Source organism: Streptomyces sp. NPDC042102 (assembly GCF_055582305.1).
Window position 1 is genome coordinate 1 of sequence record NZ_JBVJDL010000024.1, and the last position, 16,577, is coordinate 16,577.

General features: G+C 71.4%; 13 protein-coding genes and 1 pseudogene. 5 read left to right on the forward strand and 9 right to left on the reverse strand.

Going from position 1 to position 16,577, the window contains the following annotated elements:
* A partial coding sequence (locus tag ACZ6KO_RS34780; RefSeq protein WP_469307983.1) for a molybdopterin-dependent oxidoreductase occupies positions 1 to 1,931 on the reverse strand: 1,931 nt, incomplete at its 3' end.
* Positions 1,932 to 2,076: 145 nt separating this feature from the next.
* Here ACZ6KO_RS34780 and ACZ6KO_RS34785 point away from each other — a divergent pair.
* On the forward strand, positions 2,077 to 2,550 hold the full coding sequence (locus ACZ6KO_RS34785) for an HIT family protein (RefSeq protein ID WP_469307984.1): 474 nt from the start codon (positions 2,077 to 2,079) through the stop codon (positions 2,548 to 2,550).
* Positions 2,551 to 2,639: 89 nt separating this feature from the next.
* Here the strand turns inward: ACZ6KO_RS34785 and ACZ6KO_RS34790 are convergent, their stop codons facing one another.
* Positions 2,640 to 3,398, reverse strand: coding sequence for a Kelch repeat-containing protein (locus ACZ6KO_RS34790; protein ID WP_469307985.1), 759 nt, complete (start codon positions 3,396 to 3,398; stop codon positions 2,640 to 2,642).
* A gap of 235 nt (positions 3,399 to 3,633) precedes the next feature.
* Positions 3,634 to 4,299 carry a TetR/AcrR family transcriptional regulator gene (locus ACZ6KO_RS34795; protein ID WP_469307986.1) on the reverse strand — a complete coding sequence of 222 codons (666 nt, stop codon included), beginning with the start codon at positions 4,297 to 4,299 and terminating at the stop codon, positions 3,634 to 3,636.
* Positions 4,300 to 4,457: 158 nt separating this feature from the next.
* On the opposite strand from ACZ6KO_RS34795, the gene ACZ6KO_RS34800 reads away from it, so the two are divergent.
* Positions 4,458 to 6,560, forward strand: coding sequence for an AfsR/SARP family transcriptional regulator (locus tag ACZ6KO_RS34800; RefSeq protein ID WP_469307987.1), 2,103 nt, complete (start codon positions 4,458 to 4,460; stop codon positions 6,558 to 6,560).
* Between the two features lie 38 nt (positions 6,561 to 6,598).
* On the opposite strand, the gene ACZ6KO_RS34805 is transcribed toward ACZ6KO_RS34800, so the two are convergent.
* The gene (locus tag ACZ6KO_RS34805) at positions 6,599 to 7,414 is read right to left on the reverse strand and encodes an ABC transporter permease (protein WP_469307988.1); all 816 of its coding nucleotides are present in this window, start codon (positions 7,412 to 7,414) and stop codon (positions 6,599 to 6,601) included.
* The gene (locus ACZ6KO_RS34810; RefSeq protein ID WP_469307995.1) at positions 7,411 to 8,394 is read right to left on the reverse strand and encodes an ATP-binding cassette domain-containing protein; all 984 of its coding nucleotides are present in this window, start codon (positions 8,392 to 8,394) and stop codon (positions 7,411 to 7,413) included. The genes ACZ6KO_RS34805 and ACZ6KO_RS34810 overlap by 4 nt, the downstream gene beginning before the upstream one ends.
* 237 nt (positions 8,395 to 8,631) lie before the next feature.
* Between ACZ6KO_RS34810 and ACZ6KO_RS34815 the strand changes: the two genes are divergently transcribed.
* On the forward strand, positions 8,632 to 10,032 hold the full coding sequence (locus ACZ6KO_RS34815) for a serine hydrolase domain-containing protein (protein ID WP_469307989.1): 1,401 nt from the start codon (positions 8,632 to 8,634) through the stop codon (positions 10,030 to 10,032).
* A 194-nt stretch (positions 10,033 to 10,226) separates the two neighbouring features.
* Positions 10,227 to 11,071 (forward strand): annotated as a pseudogene (locus ACZ6KO_RS34820) (TerC family protein); the annotation flags it as partial.
* A gap of 272 nt (positions 11,072 to 11,343) precedes the next feature.
* Here ACZ6KO_RS34820 and ACZ6KO_RS34825 read toward each other — a convergent pair.
* The 3 genes from ACZ6KO_RS34825 to ACZ6KO_RS34835 are packed head-to-tail and all read right to left on the reverse strand — an operon-like array spanning position 11,344 to position 13,996.
* On the reverse strand, positions 11,344 to 12,090 hold the full coding sequence (locus tag ACZ6KO_RS34825) for an SDR family NAD(P)-dependent oxidoreductase (protein WP_469307990.1): 747 nt from the start codon (positions 12,088 to 12,090) through the stop codon (positions 11,344 to 11,346).
* A complete protein-coding gene (locus ACZ6KO_RS34830) occupies positions 12,087 to 13,079 on the reverse strand; it encodes an alpha/beta hydrolase family protein (RefSeq protein WP_469307991.1) in 993 nt (330 codons plus the stop codon). Before ACZ6KO_RS34830 ends, ACZ6KO_RS34825 begins: the two co-directional genes overlap by 4 nt.
* Positions 13,076 to 13,996, reverse strand: a complete 921-nt coding sequence (locus tag ACZ6KO_RS34835; RefSeq protein WP_469307992.1) for a zinc-binding dehydrogenase — start codon at positions 13,994 to 13,996, stop codon at positions 13,076 to 13,078. Before ACZ6KO_RS34835 ends, ACZ6KO_RS34830 begins: the two co-directional genes overlap by 4 nt.
* 100 nt (positions 13,997 to 14,096) lie before the next feature.
* Between ACZ6KO_RS34835 and ACZ6KO_RS34840 the strand changes: the two genes are divergently transcribed.
* A complete protein-coding gene (locus tag ACZ6KO_RS34840) occupies positions 14,097 to 15,047 on the forward strand; it encodes a LysR family transcriptional regulator (protein WP_469307993.1) in 951 nt (316 codons plus the stop codon).
* Between the two features lie 7 nt (positions 15,048 to 15,054).
* Here the strand turns inward: ACZ6KO_RS34840 and ACZ6KO_RS34845 are convergent, their stop codons facing one another.
* Entirely contained in the window at positions 15,055 to 16,410 is a 1,356-nt protein-coding gene (locus ACZ6KO_RS34845) for an MATE family efflux transporter (protein WP_469307994.1), read from the reverse strand.
* Positions 16,411 to 16,577 lie beyond the last annotated feature (167 nt).

The following is a 16,577-nucleotide window of genomic DNA, read 5'->3' on the forward strand; positions in this document are numbered from 1 at the left end:
CAGCCAGTCCAGTGCGTCCTGATCGAGCTGGTCGGCGCGCAGGGTTTCGGCGAGCGGTCCGGCGATGACGGCGCCGGGTTGAAGGACGGACTGGTCAGCACGGTCCGCGAGCCCGTGCCCATGTCCTGCACGGCGCAGCGGGCGACGACGACCCCGTCCTCGACGGTGAGCTCGACCTCGGTGACGGGATCGAGGAAGTACAGCCAGTTGGCCGCCGCGACGCCGACACCCCGGCGGAACCGCCCGGTGCCGCCGCGCGGGCCGGACCAGACCGGAAGGGCCGCGGCCCAGTCGTACAGGGCGCGCCGTTTGGGGTTGCCGTCCCAGCGGCGGCGCAGGGCGATCGGGTCCTGGCCCAGCCGGTGGGCCATCTCGTCGACGGCCTGCTCCAGGGCCCAGCACATCGTGGGTCCGCCCGGGCCGCGGAACGGGGCGCCCGGCGGCCGGTGGGTGACCGTGTCGAAGTCGCGCAGCCGGCGCGGGGCCTTGCCGTACATGAACCGGGCCAGTGCCGCCACGGTGCCGCCCACCGAGACCCCGCCGTCGGTGTCCGCGTCCATGGCCAGCGCACTCAGGTCGCCCGCCGCGTCCGCGGCCATCGCCAGCCGGATCCTGGTGCCGGGCCGGTATCCGCCGTCGGTGAGCTCCTCGTCCCGGTCCAGCACCACCCGTACGGGAGCCCCGTGCAGCCGAGCCAGCTCCACGGCGGCCACGACATCGGAGGTCAGCCCCATCTTGCAGCCGAAGCCGCCGCCTACGTGGACGGCCCGCGCCACCACCCGTTCGACGGGCACACCGAAGCGCTCGGCGGCGAGCTCGGCCGTGTGCTTCACCGACTGTGTGGACACGTCCAGGTGGAGGGTGCCGTCGACCCACTGGGCCAGGCAGGCGTGCGGTTCCAGCGGGGTGTGGGTCTGCGCGGCGGTGGTGAACTCGCCCTCCACCACCCGCTCGGGGTTCCGGCTCCGGGCCTCGGTGATCCGGCGCACGGCGGTGGCGCGGCGCTTGTTCATGGCGGACGGGCCCCGCAGGTTCCCGCGCCAGCGGGCGGGCACCAGCTGCGGGGTCTCGCCGGATCCCGGCGCCCGCTTGCGCGCCGCCTTATCCTCGTAGACCAGCGGGCCCTCGCCGGTCCGGGCCTGGCGTGCGTCCAGGGCCGCCGGCAGTACCTCGTAGTCCACCGTGACCCGCGCGGCGGCCGCCCGCGCGGAGGCGCGGTCCGGCGCCGCGACGGCGGCCACCGGCTGCCCGACGTACCGCACCACGCCGTCGGGTGGCAGCAGCGGCACCAGCGGGAGGTCTCCGGCCTCCAGGGAGCGTACGTGCGCATGCGCGTGCGGCGAGCGGATGATCACACCTTCCAGCAGTCCCTCGGGGCGCAGGTCCGTGGTGTACCGGGCCGATCCGTCGGCCTTCTGCGGGGCCTCGGTGCGCGGGACCGCCGGGGCCTCGCCGCCGGTCGACGGCGTGTCGTAAGTGCCTGCGCAGGCCGCGGCCACCGCGCTGAAGATGCCCTCGTACGCGCCGCACCGGCACAGGTGGCCCGCCAGCGCATCCGCGATCTGCTCCCGCCCCGGCCGGGTACGGCCGTGCGAGGCCCGCCACCGCTCGAAGAACGCCGCGGCCTCGACCACGAAGCCCGGGGTGCAGTAGCCGCACTGGAGGGCGTCCTCGCCGGCGAAGGCACGTGCCACCGGGTGGCCGGACAGGCCCTCCACCGTCGTCACCTGACGACCGGCCAGCACGACCGCCGGCGTCAGGCAGGACACCCGCGGCTCACCGTCGACCTGGATCGTGCAGGCCCCGCACACCCCTCCTGCGCAGACCAGCTTGGTGCCGGTCAGACCCAGCCGGTCGCGCACCACTTCCACGGCGGCAGGGTCATCGTCCACGTCCACCGCGCGCCGGACGCCATTGACCTCGAATTCCACGAGACGTACTCCTCAGCCGTGGGGGGCGACCGTCGGGCCTCGCGCTCACCTTCACGCGCTGGCCTTCACGCTCCTTGATATCCCGCTCCCGGGTCCGGCGCAGTGCGGCGCGCCCGGCGCCGGGGTCGCCGGGTAGGTTTCCGGCATGACTGATGACTGGCGGACGGACCGGATCGGGAGTGCGCTCAGGGGCGAGAACCCTGCTGTGCTACGGCGTTTGGGCGCGGGGTTCGCGGTGATCGGGGACGTGCAGTTCCTGCCGGGCTACTCGGTCCTCTTGGTGGACGAACCGGATGTGCAGCGGCTGTCGGACCTTCCGAGGGCCAAGCGGCTCAGCTTCCTGTCCGAGATGGACAAGCTGGGCGAGGCCGTCGAGCGAGCTTGCCGTCGCTTGGACCCGGCCTTCCGGCGGGTGAATCTGGAGATCCTCGGCAATACCGACGGCTTCCTGCACGCGCACGTGTGGCCGCGGTACGAGTGGGAGCCGGCCGATCTGGTATGCAAGCCCGTCTGGCTCTATCCGCGAGAGCGCTGGAGCGAGGAGCGGTTCCAGCTCGGCCCGCAGCACGGACCGTTGCGGGAGGCGATCGGCGGCGAACTGGACCGCTTGCAGTCCTGAGTTGCCGGGTGGGGCCTCGTTCCGGGCCCGGCGCCACTTCGGGCCGGCGCCGTGGTGGCGTCGGCCCGCAGTGGGCTGTCAGAGGTGCGCTACTTGGCGGGGGAGGTCGCCGGCGCATCCGTCCAGGGCTCTCCGTCGCGGCCACCGCCGAGGTCTTCCTCGGGGTCAGCAGCCGGCGGGGTAACCGGAGAGTCGGCAGGAGGGTTGACTGCCGGAGGCCTGGTGCCGCCGCCCGGAGCGTTGGGGTTGAGGTCGGGGGCGGGCGTCGGGTCGGGCTTCGGCTTCGCGTCGGGCTTCGGATCCGGCTTGGGCTTGGCGTACGCGCCTTCGATCGCGAAGGCCTCCGCCGCCGGTGTGAAGTCGCCGTTGGGGAGGATCCCCCCGAGGGCGTACACACAGGCGTTCTTGGTGTTCTTGGGGCACGGCGCTGCGGCCACGCCCAGATTCTGGTGCGGTGTGGGCAGGGAGGGCAGCGTCACCCAGAGGTTGCTGACCGGGGTGTAGGCCTCGATCGTGGTCGGGGAAGCGTCGGTGCCCGACCCTCCGACGGCGTACACGCAGTCGCCCCTCACTCCGCCCGGGCAGGGAGCCGTCGTTGCGGCGGCGCCGTTGCGCGGCGTCTTCAGCGGCGTCAGCGTGGCCCAGGTGCCGGCGGAGGGGCTGTACGCCTGGTTCCTGGACCCTGCGACGGCGCCGCCGATCGTGTACACGCAGGTACCGGTCAGCCCTTCGGGGCAGTCCGCCGACGCACCGGCGAGGCCGACGCGCGGTGTGGGAATCGTGGGGATGGCCACCCACACGCCCTGCGCGGTCGCGGCGGTGGATGCCAGGGCCAGCAGCGGGGCCATGGCCAGCACGGCGAGCCGTCGGCGCCAGGCCGAGCGCCGCCTGAACCGGCCTGGCGGGGACTCCTCGTCGTCACTTCGCGGAATGCGCCTTATCGGTACCTCTCTGCCGACGTGCCTCGGCACGCTCTGCCGGGGCGGGAGTGGGAGCATTCCGAAATTACATATGGTCACTGAATCGTCGCGCGTCGCGAGGGCCGAATGCCGCGCCTCCGCTGCTGGCGGGAGGCGAGGGGCTTCAGTGATCCTGTTGGCGGCCGAGCGGCGGCTGGTACTTGTAGTAGGCGAGGAACATGTCGACCCCGGTGACGGTGAGGGCTTCTGTTGTTTCCGGGGGCAGGGTCATGCCGTAGGCGGCGTGGATGATGTGCGGGTACAGCACCAGTGAGTAGAACTGGATGATGGCGACCTCGATGTCGGGCATGTCGAGGCGGTCTTCGGCGATGAGTTGCTGGAAGGTTTCGACGAGCGAGGGCCTTGCCCGGTCCGGCCCGTGCTCCTTCCAGGCCTGGCCCAGTTCGGGGAAGCGGCGGACTTCGTTGACGACCAGCTGGCGGAGTGCCACCACCTCGGGCCGGGTCATGCTCTTCACCCAGGCCTGTGCCGTCCACACCAGTGCGGTGCGGACGTCGTCCCTGTTCTTCAGCCGCGCGGCCGTGCCCTCGACGGCTTCGCTGAGCGCTTCTTCGAGCGCGTCCCCGACAACGGCCAGGAACAGCTGTTCCTTGCTGCCGAAGTGGTTGTAGACGGTCACCTTGGAGACGCCGGCCTCGGTAGCGATCGTGTCCATGCCCACCCGGAAGCCGTCCCGCACGAAAGCCGTTCGGGCGGACCGGATGATCGCCTGTCGCTTACGGGCGGCCCGGTCGCCCGCCGGTACCCGCGGGGTCTCTCGCACGTCCACTCCGTCCTTCTCGGGTCGGAAGAGAGTCTAGCAGCTTCTGAACTGATCAGTTGAGTTCACATGAACTGCTCTGTACAGTTCAGGCCATAGGTCGGCCCAACCCGGCTGACAGGACACGTAGTTGCAGGCCACCGACCACCCGGCGTAAGGATTCTCTGGTGCGCATCACCCTGCTTGGCCCGGTCGAAGCCTGGGCCGATGACGGGACACGGCTCGATGTCGGCGGTGTCCGGCTGAGGATGGTGCTGGCGCGGCTCGCCCTGGAGGCTGGCCGGCCGGTGTCCGCCGACGCACTCATCGACGACCTGTGGGGGGAGCGCGTACCGGCCGGGGCGGCCAGTGCCCTGCAGGCCTCGGTGTCGCGTCTGCGCAAGGCGGTGGGCAGGGCGGGAACCGTCGAGCTGACGGCGGCCGGATACCGGCTTTCGGTGCGCGCCGAGGACGTGGACGTGCACCGGTTCGAAGAGCTGGCCGTCCGGGGTGGGCGTGAGCTGACCGCGGGCCGGGGCAAGGAGGCGGCGTCCCTGCTCGGACAGGCGTTGGGGCTGTGGCGAGGCGAGGCCCTGGCGGACGTACTGGAAGCGCCGTTCGCCAGGCTGTCCGCGACGAGGCTGAACGGGCTGCGGGCGAGCGTGGCCGAGGACCGGTTCGACGCGGAGCTGCGGCTGGGCCGCCACACCCAGGTGCTGGCGGACCTCGGAGCGGCAGCGGCCGACCATCCGCTGAACGAGCGGCTGGCCGCACTCCAGATGCGCGCGCTGGCGGCCGTGGGACGCCGGACGGAGGCACTGGCCGTCTACGAGCAACTGCGGTGCAGGCTGGGGGAGGAACTCGGCGTCGATCCCTCGGCCGAATCGCGCAAGGTTCATCTCGCACTGCTCCGCGGCGAGACGGACTGCCCCGCCGCCGCACCCGTGGCCGCACCGGGCAGGCTCCCGACGCACCTGACCAGCTTCGTCGGACGGGAGGCCGAATTGCGTGAGGTGGCCAGGCTCCTCGCCGCCTCCCGCTTGGTCTCGATCGTCGGCCCCGGCGGCTCGGGCAAGACCCGACTGTCCCTCGAAGCGGTGACGCGGGACCAGGCCCATCAGTTCGGCCGGGTGTGGTTCGTACCCCTGGCCGGGGTGAGCGCGCGCGACCAGCTCGCCGACGCGGTACTTGCCGTACTCGCCGACACTGACCGCGGGCCTTACGGCGTGGGGGAGACGGGCACACCTGTCGACAGGCTGGCGGAACTGCTCGATGACGACGACGCGGTGCTGATGCTGGACAACTGCGAGCATCTCGTAGACGCGATCGCGGATCTCGCCTACCGGCTGCTGGAGCGGCAACGGCGGCTGAGGATCCTCGCCACCAGCAGGGAACCCCTGGCGATCGCCGGGGAGGTGCTGTTCCATCTCGGTCCGCTCGACCTGCCGGCCGGTGATCCCGGTCCGTCCGAGGCCGTCGAGGCCGATGCGGTGCGTCTGTTCGTCGACCGGGCCACCAGTGTCCGGCCGGGCTTCGTGCTCGACGAGTCCACGGTGGGCGCCGTTGTGGAGATCTGCTGGCGGCTGGACGGGATGCCACTGGCGCTGGAACTGGCCGCCGTCCGGCTGCGGGCGATGAGCGCCGAACAGGTCGCGAGGCGGCTCGACGACCGGTTCAGACTGCTGACCTCCGGGAGCAGGACCGCGCCGCCACGCCAGCGCACCCTGCGCGCCGTCGTCGAATGGAGCTGGGACCTGCTGGACGAGCCCGAGCGCGTGCTGGCGCGCAGGCTGTCCCTCTTCCCCGGCGGGGCCACCCTGGAGGCGCTGGAAGCGATCTGCTCGGACGAGTCACTGCCGGCCGGCGACGTCCTCTACCTGCTGAACTCCCTCGTCGAAAAATCCCTCGTGGAGGTCTGCGGCGGCCAGGAGCCGCGCTACCGGATGCTGGAGACCGAGCGTGCCTACGCCGCCTCCGAGCACGCGGCCTCCGGGGCCGATCTCGCCGCACCCTTCGCCGACTACTTCATCGCGCTGGCCGAGGAGTACGCACGGCTGCTGCGCACCGAGCAGCAGCCGTGCGTGATCAGGCTGTTCGAAGCCGAGCACGACAACATGGTCTTCGCCCTGCGCATGGCCGTGGCCGCGGGGGACGCGGACCGGGCGTACCGGTTCGTCGGCGCTCTGCTGGTGTACTGGGGCCTGCGGGGCATGACCACCCAGGTCGAGCTGTTCATGGCCGAGCTCCTGAAACTCGGCGGCGGTCTCGCCCTCACCGAACGGACCGGCTGAGGGGCGGGGCCGGCCCGGGGGAGGGGGGAAGGGCTCGGTCAGACGGTGCTCTTGCGGTACGCGCGCATCGCGAGCGGGAGGAACACCGCGACCACGGCCGCCATCCAGGCGAGGCCGCCGGCCAGGGGTCCGGCGACGTCGCCGCCGTTGAGCAGGCCTCGCGTGGTGTCGGCCATCAGGCTGACGGGGTTGATGTCCGACCAGACCCGCAGCCAGCCGGGCATGGTCTGCGCCGGGACGAACACGTTGCTGGCGAAGGTCAGCGGAAGGACGAGGACCGTCATGAGGCCCTGCACGGCACCGGGTGTCTTGACCAGCATGCTGATGTAGACGGACATCCAGGAGAAGCAGAGCGCGAAGCCGATCAGCAGCGCGACCGAGGCGAGGGCCGCCGCCGCATTGGTCTCGATCCGGTAGCCCATGACCGTGGCGAGGGCCAGCAGCGTGCCGAGGCAGACCACGTACCGCACGAAGTCGGCCAGGACGGCGCCGATCAGGGGAGCCGAACGGGCGATGGGCATGCTGCGGAACCGGTCGAACATGCCGGTGCTCGCGTCGGCGTTGAGGGAGACACCGATGCCGATGCTGGCCTGGAAGACGGTCATCACCATGATTCCCGGAGTGATCATGCGCAAGTAGCCGTCGGTGTCACCGCCGGCGATGGCGCCGCCGAAGAGGTAGACGAACATCAGCAAGAACACGATCGGCGTCAGGATGACGTCGACGAGCTGCGCGGGCGACTTGAGGAGTTTGGTGACGCCGCGTCCGGCGAGGGCCAGGCTGTGCCGGGCGGCCTTGGCCGGTCCGATCCTCAGCGGGCCGTGGCCGTGGGCGGCGAGGGTGTGGGCGCTCACGCGGCGGTCCTTCCGGTAAGGGTGTCCTGCTGGGGCTGGGGCTGAGGTGCACGCTGGCGGGTCAGCGCCAGGAAGACCTCGTCCAGGCTCGGCAGGCGCAGGCCGAGGTCATCGGCCGTGATACCCGCGCTGTCCAGCCTTCTGACCAGGGCGGACAGCAGCATCTGGTCGGTGGTCGGCACGCTGAGCAGGCCGGTGTTCACCTCGTGGGCCGGTGCGGCGCCGGTCAGTTCGGCCAGGATCCGGGCCACCGCGTCCGCATCGGCCGGCACGCTCGGCCGTACGTGCAGGATCTGGCTGCCGATGCGGCGCTTCAGCTCGCCCGGCCTGCCCTCGGCCACCACCCGGCCCTGGTCGATCACGCTGATGCGGTCGGCCAGTTGGTCGGCCTCTTCCAGGTACTGCGTGGTGAGCAGGACCGTGGAGCCGTCCGCCACCAGGGCGCGGACCACGTCCCACATCTCGTTGCGCGTGTGCGGGTCGAGGCCGGTGGTCGGCTCGTCCAGGTACAGCACCTGGGGCCGGCCGACCAGGCTCGCGGCCAGGTCGAGCCTGCGGCGCATACCGCCGGAGAACGTGGAGATCGGGCGGGTCGCGGCCTCGGTGAGCTCGAACCGCTCCAGCAGTTCGGCCGCCCGCACCTTGGCGCCCCGCTTCGTCATGTCGAGCAGGCGGCCCAGCAGTACGAGGTTCTCCAGGCCCGACAGGGTCTCGTCGACCGAGGCGTACTGGCCGGTGAGCCCGATCAGCGACCGTACGCGCACCGGATCCCTCACCACGTCATGGCCGCCCACTTCCGCCCGGCCGCCGTCGGGTCGCAGCAGTGTCGCCAGGATCCGCACGGTGGTCGTCTTGCCCGCCCCGTTCGGTCCCAGCACCCCCAGCACCGTTCCGGCGGGCACCTCCAGATCCACACCGTTCAGCGCGACCATGTCCCCGTACCGCTTGACCAGGCCTTCGGCCCGGATCGCGTACGCCATCGTTCCTCCCCATCCGTACGTGCCGTTCTCGGCGGTCCACACCATGGCCCCGCCTGCCGACAAGCCACTGACCAGGAGCAGACGCCGCGCTGACCGCATGTCTCGTCGCGGGCCGACATGCCGCGGAATGCGCTGACAGGCGGAGCGCTCCGCTGTCAGCGTGCTGTCGGCGGTCTGTCAACACGCCCCGGCATCGTCCTGGCCATCGAGAACGACGACCCCGATCAGGAGTACCTCATGAACGCTGTCAGCACCGAGAAGTCCCAGGCCGAGCTGGCCGAGTTCGTCGGGCGGGCCGCGACGGATTCCGGTGTCCCGGGCGTCACCGTGGGCGTGTGGGCGGACGGCCGCGAGACCTTCGCGAGTCACGGCGTGACCAGCCTCGACAACCCGCTGCCCGTCGACCAGGACACGCTGTTCCAGCTGGGCTCCACGACGAAGACCTTCACGGCCGTGGCGCTGATGCGGCTGGTCGCCGACGGCCGCATCGAACTGGACGCGCCGGTGCGCCGGTACGTGCCCGAGCTGGTCCTCGCGGAGGAGAAGGCCGCCGACGCCATCACCGTCATGAACCTGCTCAACCACACTTCGGGCCTGGGCTGGAACATCATCGTCGACACCGGTGACGGTGACGACGCCCTGGCCGCCTTCGTGGCGAGGCTGGCCGAGCTGGAGCTCATCGGCGAGCCCGGCGCCAGGGCCTCGTACAGCCAGGCCGCGTACAACCTGCTCGGGCGCGTCCTGGAGAACGTCACGGGTCTGACGTACGAGCAGGCCATCGCCTCCCTCGTGTTCGAGCCGCTGGGGCTGTCGAACAGCTTCTTCGGCACCGCCGACGTCATGACCCGGCGGTTCGCCGTGGGCCACAACGCCGACGAGGACGGCAACCTCGCCGTCGCGAGGGAGTGGCGGCTCACCCGGGGCAACAACCCGGGAGGAGGTCTCGCGTCCTCGGCGGTGGACGTCCTGGCCTGGGCGCGGTTCCAGCTCGGCGACGGGCGTACGGAGAACGGCGAGGAGCTCCTGCCGACCGAGGTGCTGCACGGGATGCGGGAGCAGACGGTCGAGCTGCGCGGCAGCAACCTCGGTGACGGCTTCGGCATCTGCTGGTTCCTGCGGGGCGTGGACGGCGTGCGGACGATCGAGCACGGGGGTTCGGTCAACGGCCAGTTCGTCGAGTTGGTGATCGTGCCCGAGCGGAACTTCGCCGTCGTGGCCATGTCCAACGCCGGCCCGGATGGCATCGCCTTCAACCGGACCGCTGTCCGCTGGGCCCTGGAGCACTACCTCGGCGTCGTGGACAAGGACCCGGAGCCGCAGCCGTACGACGAGTCGCGGGCCCGGGAGGTCGTCGGGGCCTTCGAGAACGACGCCATGACGCTCACCGTCGCCATCGACGTGGCCGGGCTGACCATCGCGGCCGCGATCAAGCCGGAGATCCGCGAGGCGGCCGACTTCGAGATGCCCGCGGACTACGAGCCGGCCGCCATGGGCCTGCTGCCCGGCGACGGCGACGAGTTCATCGTCATCGCCGGTGGACTGCGGGGGCAGCGGGGCTTCTTCTCCCGGGACGCGGGCGGCGCCGTCGTCGGCATCGACCTCGGCGGCCGGATCTTCAACCGGGTTCCGACCGCATAGCCATGACGTGACCGACGCGCTCGGGATGCCTTCGCCGCCCCTCGGGGACGGCGAAGGCATCGCGGAGCGGTGCGGACGATCACAAGCGGTGGTGGACGGCCCCACCCGCTCCACATGCTCCCGGGGGCGCGATGCCGGACACTGCTGTATAAGGGTCGGCGTATGGCGCGCGGGCCGAGGTGAGGGTGTTCGCCGTGCTTGAGGTCCCGCTCTGGCTGTGGGGGGCGTTCGCCGCGACGGTGGTCGTGTCGCTGGCGGTGGACCTGCTGTCCCACCGCACCGCGCACGTCATCCGCTTCAAGGAGGCAGCCGCCTGGAGCGGCCTGTGGGTGAGCCTCGCTCTGATCTTCGGCGCGGTCGTCTTCCTCGTCCTCGGCACCACCGCCGGCACCGAGTACACGACGGCCTGGCTGCTGGAGAAGAGCCTGTCGGTCGACAACCTGTTCGTCTTCGCCGTGATCTTCGCGTACTTCAAGGTGCCCCGCGCCTACCAGCACCGCGTGCTGTTCTTCGGCGTCATCGGCGCCCTCGTCTTCCGCGGGATCTTCCTCTCCTCAGCGGCGAGGAGGAGAAATTCGACCCGGGCAAGAGCTTTGCCGTACGGATGCTCCGCAAGATCATCCCGGTGCGCGACGAGTACGCCGGGGCGAAGTTCTTCGTGAAGGAGGCTGGCAAACGGATGGCGACCCCGCTGCTCGCGGTGGTCGCCGCGATCGAGGCCGCCGACCTGATCTTCGCCGTCGACAGTGTCCCGGCCGTCCTCGCGGTCAGCGATGACGCCTTCATCGTCTACACCAGCAACGCGTTCGCGATCCTTGGTCTGCGGGCCCTCTACTTCATGCTCGCCGGCCTCCTGGACCGCTTCCACTACCTGAACAAGGGCCTGGCGATCATTCTCGCCTTCATCGGCGTCAAGCTCATCCTTCAGGCATCCCACAAGATGATCAGCCCCAGCATCCCGGAGATCCCGTCACCGGTCAGCCTCGCGGTCATCGTCGTCGTCCTCACGGCTTCCGTGGTGCTCAGCCTCAGCAGGCCCGTCCCGACGGGTGTACCTGTGGTGGATGACGGTCCACTTCCCCCCGCGCCAGTAGGGGCATATCGTAAAAAAATGGTCAAAATGAATCCTGAATCCAGAGTGTACGCGTGTCCGACCTGCAAGCAGCCCGTGCCGGCCGTACCCCACCGGCACAAGAGCCTCGGGGTGGTCGTTCCCGAGTGGGGTCCCAGCGCATGTGAAAACCGCAACTGTCCCGACTTCCGGCTGGACCCCCACCACAAGCACTCACCTGCCCCGTGACAGACCTGCCGTCAGGCGGGTACGGCTCCCAGCAGGCCGCCGTCCACGACGAGGTCCTGGCCGTTGACGTAGGACGCGTCGGACGAGGCGAGGAAGGCCACGGCCGCCGCGACCTCCTCCGGGCGCCCGAAGCGGCCGGCGGCGATCAGGCCGGTCAGCGCCTGCGCCTGCGCCGTGCTCAGCGCGGCGAAGGGGTACATCGGCGTGTCGATGTAACCGGGGCTGACGGAGTTGACGCGGATGCCGCGCGGGGCGAGCGTGGCGGCGAGGGTCCGCGCCAGGTTGTGCACGGCGGCCTTGGTCGCCGAGTACAGGGTGAGGACGGTGTTGCCCCGGTGGAGCGTCCACGAGGCGTTGATGACGACCGAGCCGCCGTCCACCAGCAGCGGCAGTGCCTCCTGGACGGTGAAGAACACCCCCTTGAAGTTGACGTCGACGGCGTGGTCGAAGTCGGGCTCGGTGATGTCCTCGAAGGGCAGGAACGTGCCGGTGCCCGCGTTCGCGAAGAGACTGTCCAGCCGGCCGTGCCGGTTCTTGACGGTCTCCATCAGCGCACGCACCGCGCCGAGGTCGGCGGCGTCGGCCACGACCCCCGAGGCATGGGGGCCGAGCTCCTGGACGGCGGAGTTCACCCGTGCGCGGGTGCGGCCGGTGACGACGACTTGGGCGCCCTCCGTGACAAGGCGGTGCGCGGTCGCCAGGCCCATGCCGCTGGTGCCGCCGGTGATGAGGGCGGTCTTCCCGGTGAAACGGTTCATGTTCCTGCTCCCGTCAGTTCGTGCGCGAAGTGGTCGCTGAGACGAGCCGGCCAGTCGGGCCGCGCGTTGCCGAGGAGGTGGTCACCGTGCGGGACGCACAGGTAGGTGCCGCGCGGTGCCAGGCGCGCCAGCGGCTCGCCGTTCGTCACGCCGGGGATGACGTCCTGGCCGCCGTCCACGACCAGCAGTGGTGCCGCGATGCGCGGGGCCAGGGCGGCAAGGTCCACGTGCCGGGCGAACTCGCGGGCCGCGTCCGCGCCTCCCGCGCGCCGGGCCATGATGTCCCGTACCGGCGTGGGCAGTTCCTCCCAGTCGAGGCGGAAGGGGCCGCTCACGGTGGCGACCGCCGCCACGCGCGGCTCCAGTGCCGCGGTCCGGGCCGCGAAATAGCCTCCCAGACTGAGACCGGCGAGCCCGATGCGCGCGACGCCGAGGGCGTCGATGACCCGGCCCACGACCTGCTCGTAGTCCGGCTGAAGAACCGTCGTGGCCGCGAGCACGCCCTGCCCGGGGCCGTCCATCGCGAACACCGCCAGCCCCCTCGCCAGCAGCGCCGACACCAGATCGAGGAACTCCTCCTTCGCCGAATCGAGGCCGGGGGCGACGACCACGGTCCCGGGCGCATCGGCGGGGCCGCGCAGCCAGCCGGTGAACCCCTCACCGCTCACCCGCCGCGCACCGGGCTCCAGCACACCGAGCGCCCTGCCCAGGGCCTCGTCCGCCGCAGCGGCGGCGCGGCCCGCCTCCGCGTACGGCGCCAGCGTCGCGAGGTGGAACCACCGGGCCGCCATCAGCAGGTACGCACCCGCCGAGACGGACGATCCGGCGCTCTCCGCGCGCTCCAGGTAGACCCGTCCGGTACGCAGGAAGGCCGGCTCCCAGTCGTCGACGCTGGTCAGGCCATCGGTGACGCGCCGGTACTCATGGGGGTCCACGCCCGCGCCCGTGGCCCGTGTCCACTGGGCGGCGGCGAACTCGGCGGCGCTCATCGTGCTCCTCCTGTCAGCAAGACTGCCTTACCGCGGATGCGGCGCTCTCGCAGGTCGACCAGGATGGCGGCGGTCTGGCCCCAGTCGGCGATCCGGTCGATCTCCGGGTGCAGCCGGCCCTGCTCCACCAGGCGCACCAGCGCAGTGAGATCGGGGCCGTACGGGGCGCCGGCGTAGTGGAAGTGCCGGATCGTGACGCGCTCGGGCCCGCCGAGGAGCTCGAAGAAGTCGAGGGTCACCGGGGTGCGGCTGGCCTGGCCGAACCAGACGAGCGTGCCGCCCGGGCGCACCTTCGCGAGCGCGAGGGCCAGATCCGGCCCGCCGGTGGACTCCAGCACTACGTCGAACGGTCCGCGCGCCGCCGCGACCTCGTGCACCACCTGCGCGCCCAGGTCCGCGAGCCGCTCGCCACGCGCCGGCGTGGCCGTTACCGCGGTCAGCTCGGCCCCGGCGCCGACAGCCAGCTCGGTGACGTAGTGGCCGACACCGCCCGAGGCGCCGGTCAGCAGCACCCGTCGGCCGGCGAGCGAACCGGCCGTCCGAAGCAGCCGCAGGGCGGTGATCCCCGCCAGGGGAAGCGCCGCCGCCCGTACGCTGTCGATGCCGTCCGGGAGCGCCGCAAGGGAGTGGGTGGGCACGGCGGCGTACTCGGCCCAGCCGCCCTGCGCCGGATGCCCGACCACGCGGGTGCCGATGCCAGGGCCCGAGCCGTCCGTGGCCTGCTGTACGACGAGCCCCGCGATGTCCTTGCCGGGCAACAGCCCGGGCCCGGGGCGTTCGAGGAGGAAGGTCTCGCCCCGGTTCGGCGCGAACGCCTCCACCTTGATCAGCGCCTCATGGGGCTCCGGGACGGGCTGGGGGACTTCAGCGAAGGCAACGGGACGCGCCGCCTGCCCTGTGGGGATCAGTCTCTGCATGCCGAGAATGCAACCTCGGCGGCCCCCTGGTGATCCAACAACGTGCAGGAGACCCTGACAACCGCTGGTTGTCACCCCTGGACCTGGCTAGGGTGGGTCTGTGGATCTTGACGTGGCGCAGGTACGTGCCTTCGTACGCGCCGCCGAGGAACTGCACTTCGGCCGTGCGGCCGGCACCCTCGCAATCTCCCAGCAGGCGCTGTCCAAGAGGATCGCGCGGCTGGAATCCCTGCTCGGCACCGTGCTGTTCCAGCGCGGCAGCCACGGGGTGCAGCTCACCGAGGCCGGACAGCGGTTCCTCCCGTCGGCCCGGCAGACGGTGGCCGCCGCCGATGCCGCGGTCGCGGCGGTGACCGGCGAGCGGCGTCCTCTGCACGTGGACCTCTGGGGGCATCTCTACGCGCCGACGCGGACCCTGGCCCGGGTCGCCGGACAGGCCGGGGACCTGGTGCTGGGGCACGGACGGGACCTGCCGGCGGTGGCCGGGGCTCTCCTGGACGGCTCCATCGACGCCGCCTTCGGCCGGGTCCACCCCCCACTGCACGAGGGGCTGACACACCGCCTTGTCCGCCTCGAACCGGTGGACGCCGTGCTGAGCGCGGACCACCCGCTCGCAGCCGAACCGGCACTGAGGCCGGACCAACTGCGCGGCAGCGTCCTGTGGGCACCCGGTGCACTGGACCGCCTCGACTTCCTCCACCAGTTCGCCGAGCGATTCGGCATCCGGGACAGGGCGGCCAGCGTCAACCTGGGCCTCACCCACTTCCTCGCCGAGGTCGCGGAAGACCCGCGGCGCTTCTCGCTGCTGCCCGCCGACGTACCCCTGCCGGACGTTCCCCGGCTGCGCTCCGTCCCGCTGGCCGATCCCACACCGCTGTACGCCTGGTCCCTGCTGTGGCGCACCGGCAACGGACACCCGGGGCTGGACGGCCTCACCGCCGCCTGCGCCGCAGAAGCACGCCGAAGCCGATGGCTGGAGTACGACCCGGTACGCGACTGGCTGCCCGAACCACCCGTGAACCATCCCCAGCACCAGGGGCACGGCCGCTGACGCAGCCTCAGGTATGGTCCGCCTGCGGCGTCTTCGGTACGGACTCCCGCGCCGAGTCCTCCCGTACGAAGCGGCTTCGGTACCGTGGAACGAGCAGTGCGCAGTAGAGGACGCCGAAGGAGGTCCACGCCAGGTACAGGCCGGGCAGACCGAGCCCGGCGTGGATGCCGAGGATCCAGCCGAGCGGGATCAGCAGGACGTAGTCGCTGGTCACGGAGGCGATCAGGACGGCCCGGGTGTCTCCCGCCGCGCGGAGCAGAGCGGCGTACGACATGCCGACGGCCAGGGGCGCCATGCTGAGCAGGGCCAGGGGGGTCGCGCCCCAGGCGCGCTCTGCGACCACGGGGTCCGAGGTGATCCAGCCCAGCAGGGCGGGACCGAGGGCGAGCGCCACCGCGGACGGCACGGCGAGCATGAGCAGCAGGAGCCTGATGCCCGTCCGGTGCCAGGCCCGGGCACCTTCGGTGCTGCCCCTGCCGAGTTGCTGGCCGGCCAGGATGGTGACGGCTGTGGAGGCGGAGCCGAGGAAGGTGAAGACGATGAGCGTCAGGTTGTCCACGATCCGGTAGGCGGCGAGGTCGTATGTGCTCATGCGGGCGGCGAAGCCGGCGAGGAGGGCCTCGTTGACGTAGCCGATGCCCAGCGTGCTCATCTCGGGCCAGCCGATGCGCCACAGCTCTCCCGTCTCGGCCCGGTCGGCGCCGGACTTCCCGGCGGGGCGCGGCAGCCGGGTCCGGCAGTACACGAGCAGGTAGCCCGTCCCGGCGAGCGTGGCTGCGAAGGTGGAGAGCGCGGCACCGGTGACGCCGAGGTCGGCGCGGAAGATGAGGAGCAGGCCGAGGGGGAGGTTCACCAGGTTGACGAGCAGCGCCGTGTACATCGCCGCGCGGGTGGCCCCGATGCCGGCGCAGGCAGCCTGGAGGGTGAAGGACATCGCGGCGAACGGGACGGCGAACGCCAGCACACGCAAGTAGGCGGTCCCCGGCCCGAGGACGTCGTCGGCCGCACCCAGAGCCGTCAGGGCGAGCGGCGCCACGGCGTAGAGGACGGCGCCGATGAGCGCGCCGGCGGCCACGGATGTGATCAGCCCGGTGCGTACCACGCGCCCGAGGTCCCCGCCCCGGCCGGCGCCGTGGCATTGGGCCACGCGGACCTGGACGGCCGTGGCCCAGCCGCGTACGACGATCAGTGCGACGAGGTACACGGGTGCGGCGAGCGCGAAGGCGCCGAGCGCGTCGGTGGACACGCGGGCGAGCATGACGGTGTCGACGATGTTGACCGCGACCTGCGTCAGCCCGGCGATGAGCAGCGGGCAGGCCAGGATCCACGCGGCGCGGAGGGTGGGGCGTACGGGGTCGTTCACAGGGCGGCCTGGGCGGCTTCCAGGAGTTCGGGGTCGCGGTCGAGGAGGATCAGGGTGTCCACCCGTGAGTCCTTATCTGGACAACTTCGAGTTGTGCGGCGGTGGGTTCCTCCGATCAGGTGTCACTCTGCTGGGGGCGGTGTCATCGCTTCCTTGCCGTGCAGTGC

Excerpts from the sequence above, each read along its gene's own strand:
- ACZ6KO_RS34785 (WP_469307984.1), top strand. The coding sequence starts at position 2,077 with ATGACTGATGACTGGCGGACGGACCGGATCGGGAGTGCGCTCAGGGGC.
- ACZ6KO_RS34790 (WP_469307985.1), bottom strand. The coding sequence starts at position 3,398 with ATGGCCCCGCTGCTGGCCCTGGCATCCACCGCCGCGACCGCGCAGGGC.
- ACZ6KO_RS34810 (WP_469307995.1), bottom strand. The coding sequence starts at position 8,394 with ATGGCGTACGCGATCCGGGCCGAAGGCCTGGTCAAGCGGTACGGGGAC.
- ACZ6KO_RS34815 (WP_469307989.1), top strand. The coding sequence starts at position 8,632 with ATGAACGCTGTCAGCACCGAGAAGTCCCAGGCCGAGCTGGCCGAGTTC.
- ACZ6KO_RS34825 (WP_469307990.1), bottom strand. The coding sequence starts at position 12,090 with ATGAACCGTTTCACCGGGAAGACCGCCCTCATCACCGGCGGCACCAGC.
- ACZ6KO_RS34830 (WP_469307991.1), bottom strand. The coding sequence starts at position 13,079 with ATGAGCGCCGCCGAGTTCGCCGCCGCCCAGTGGACACGGGCCACGGGC.
- ACZ6KO_RS34835 (WP_469307992.1), bottom strand. The coding sequence starts at position 13,996 with ATGCAGAGACTGATCCCCACAGGGCAGGCGGCGCGTCCCGTTGCCTTC.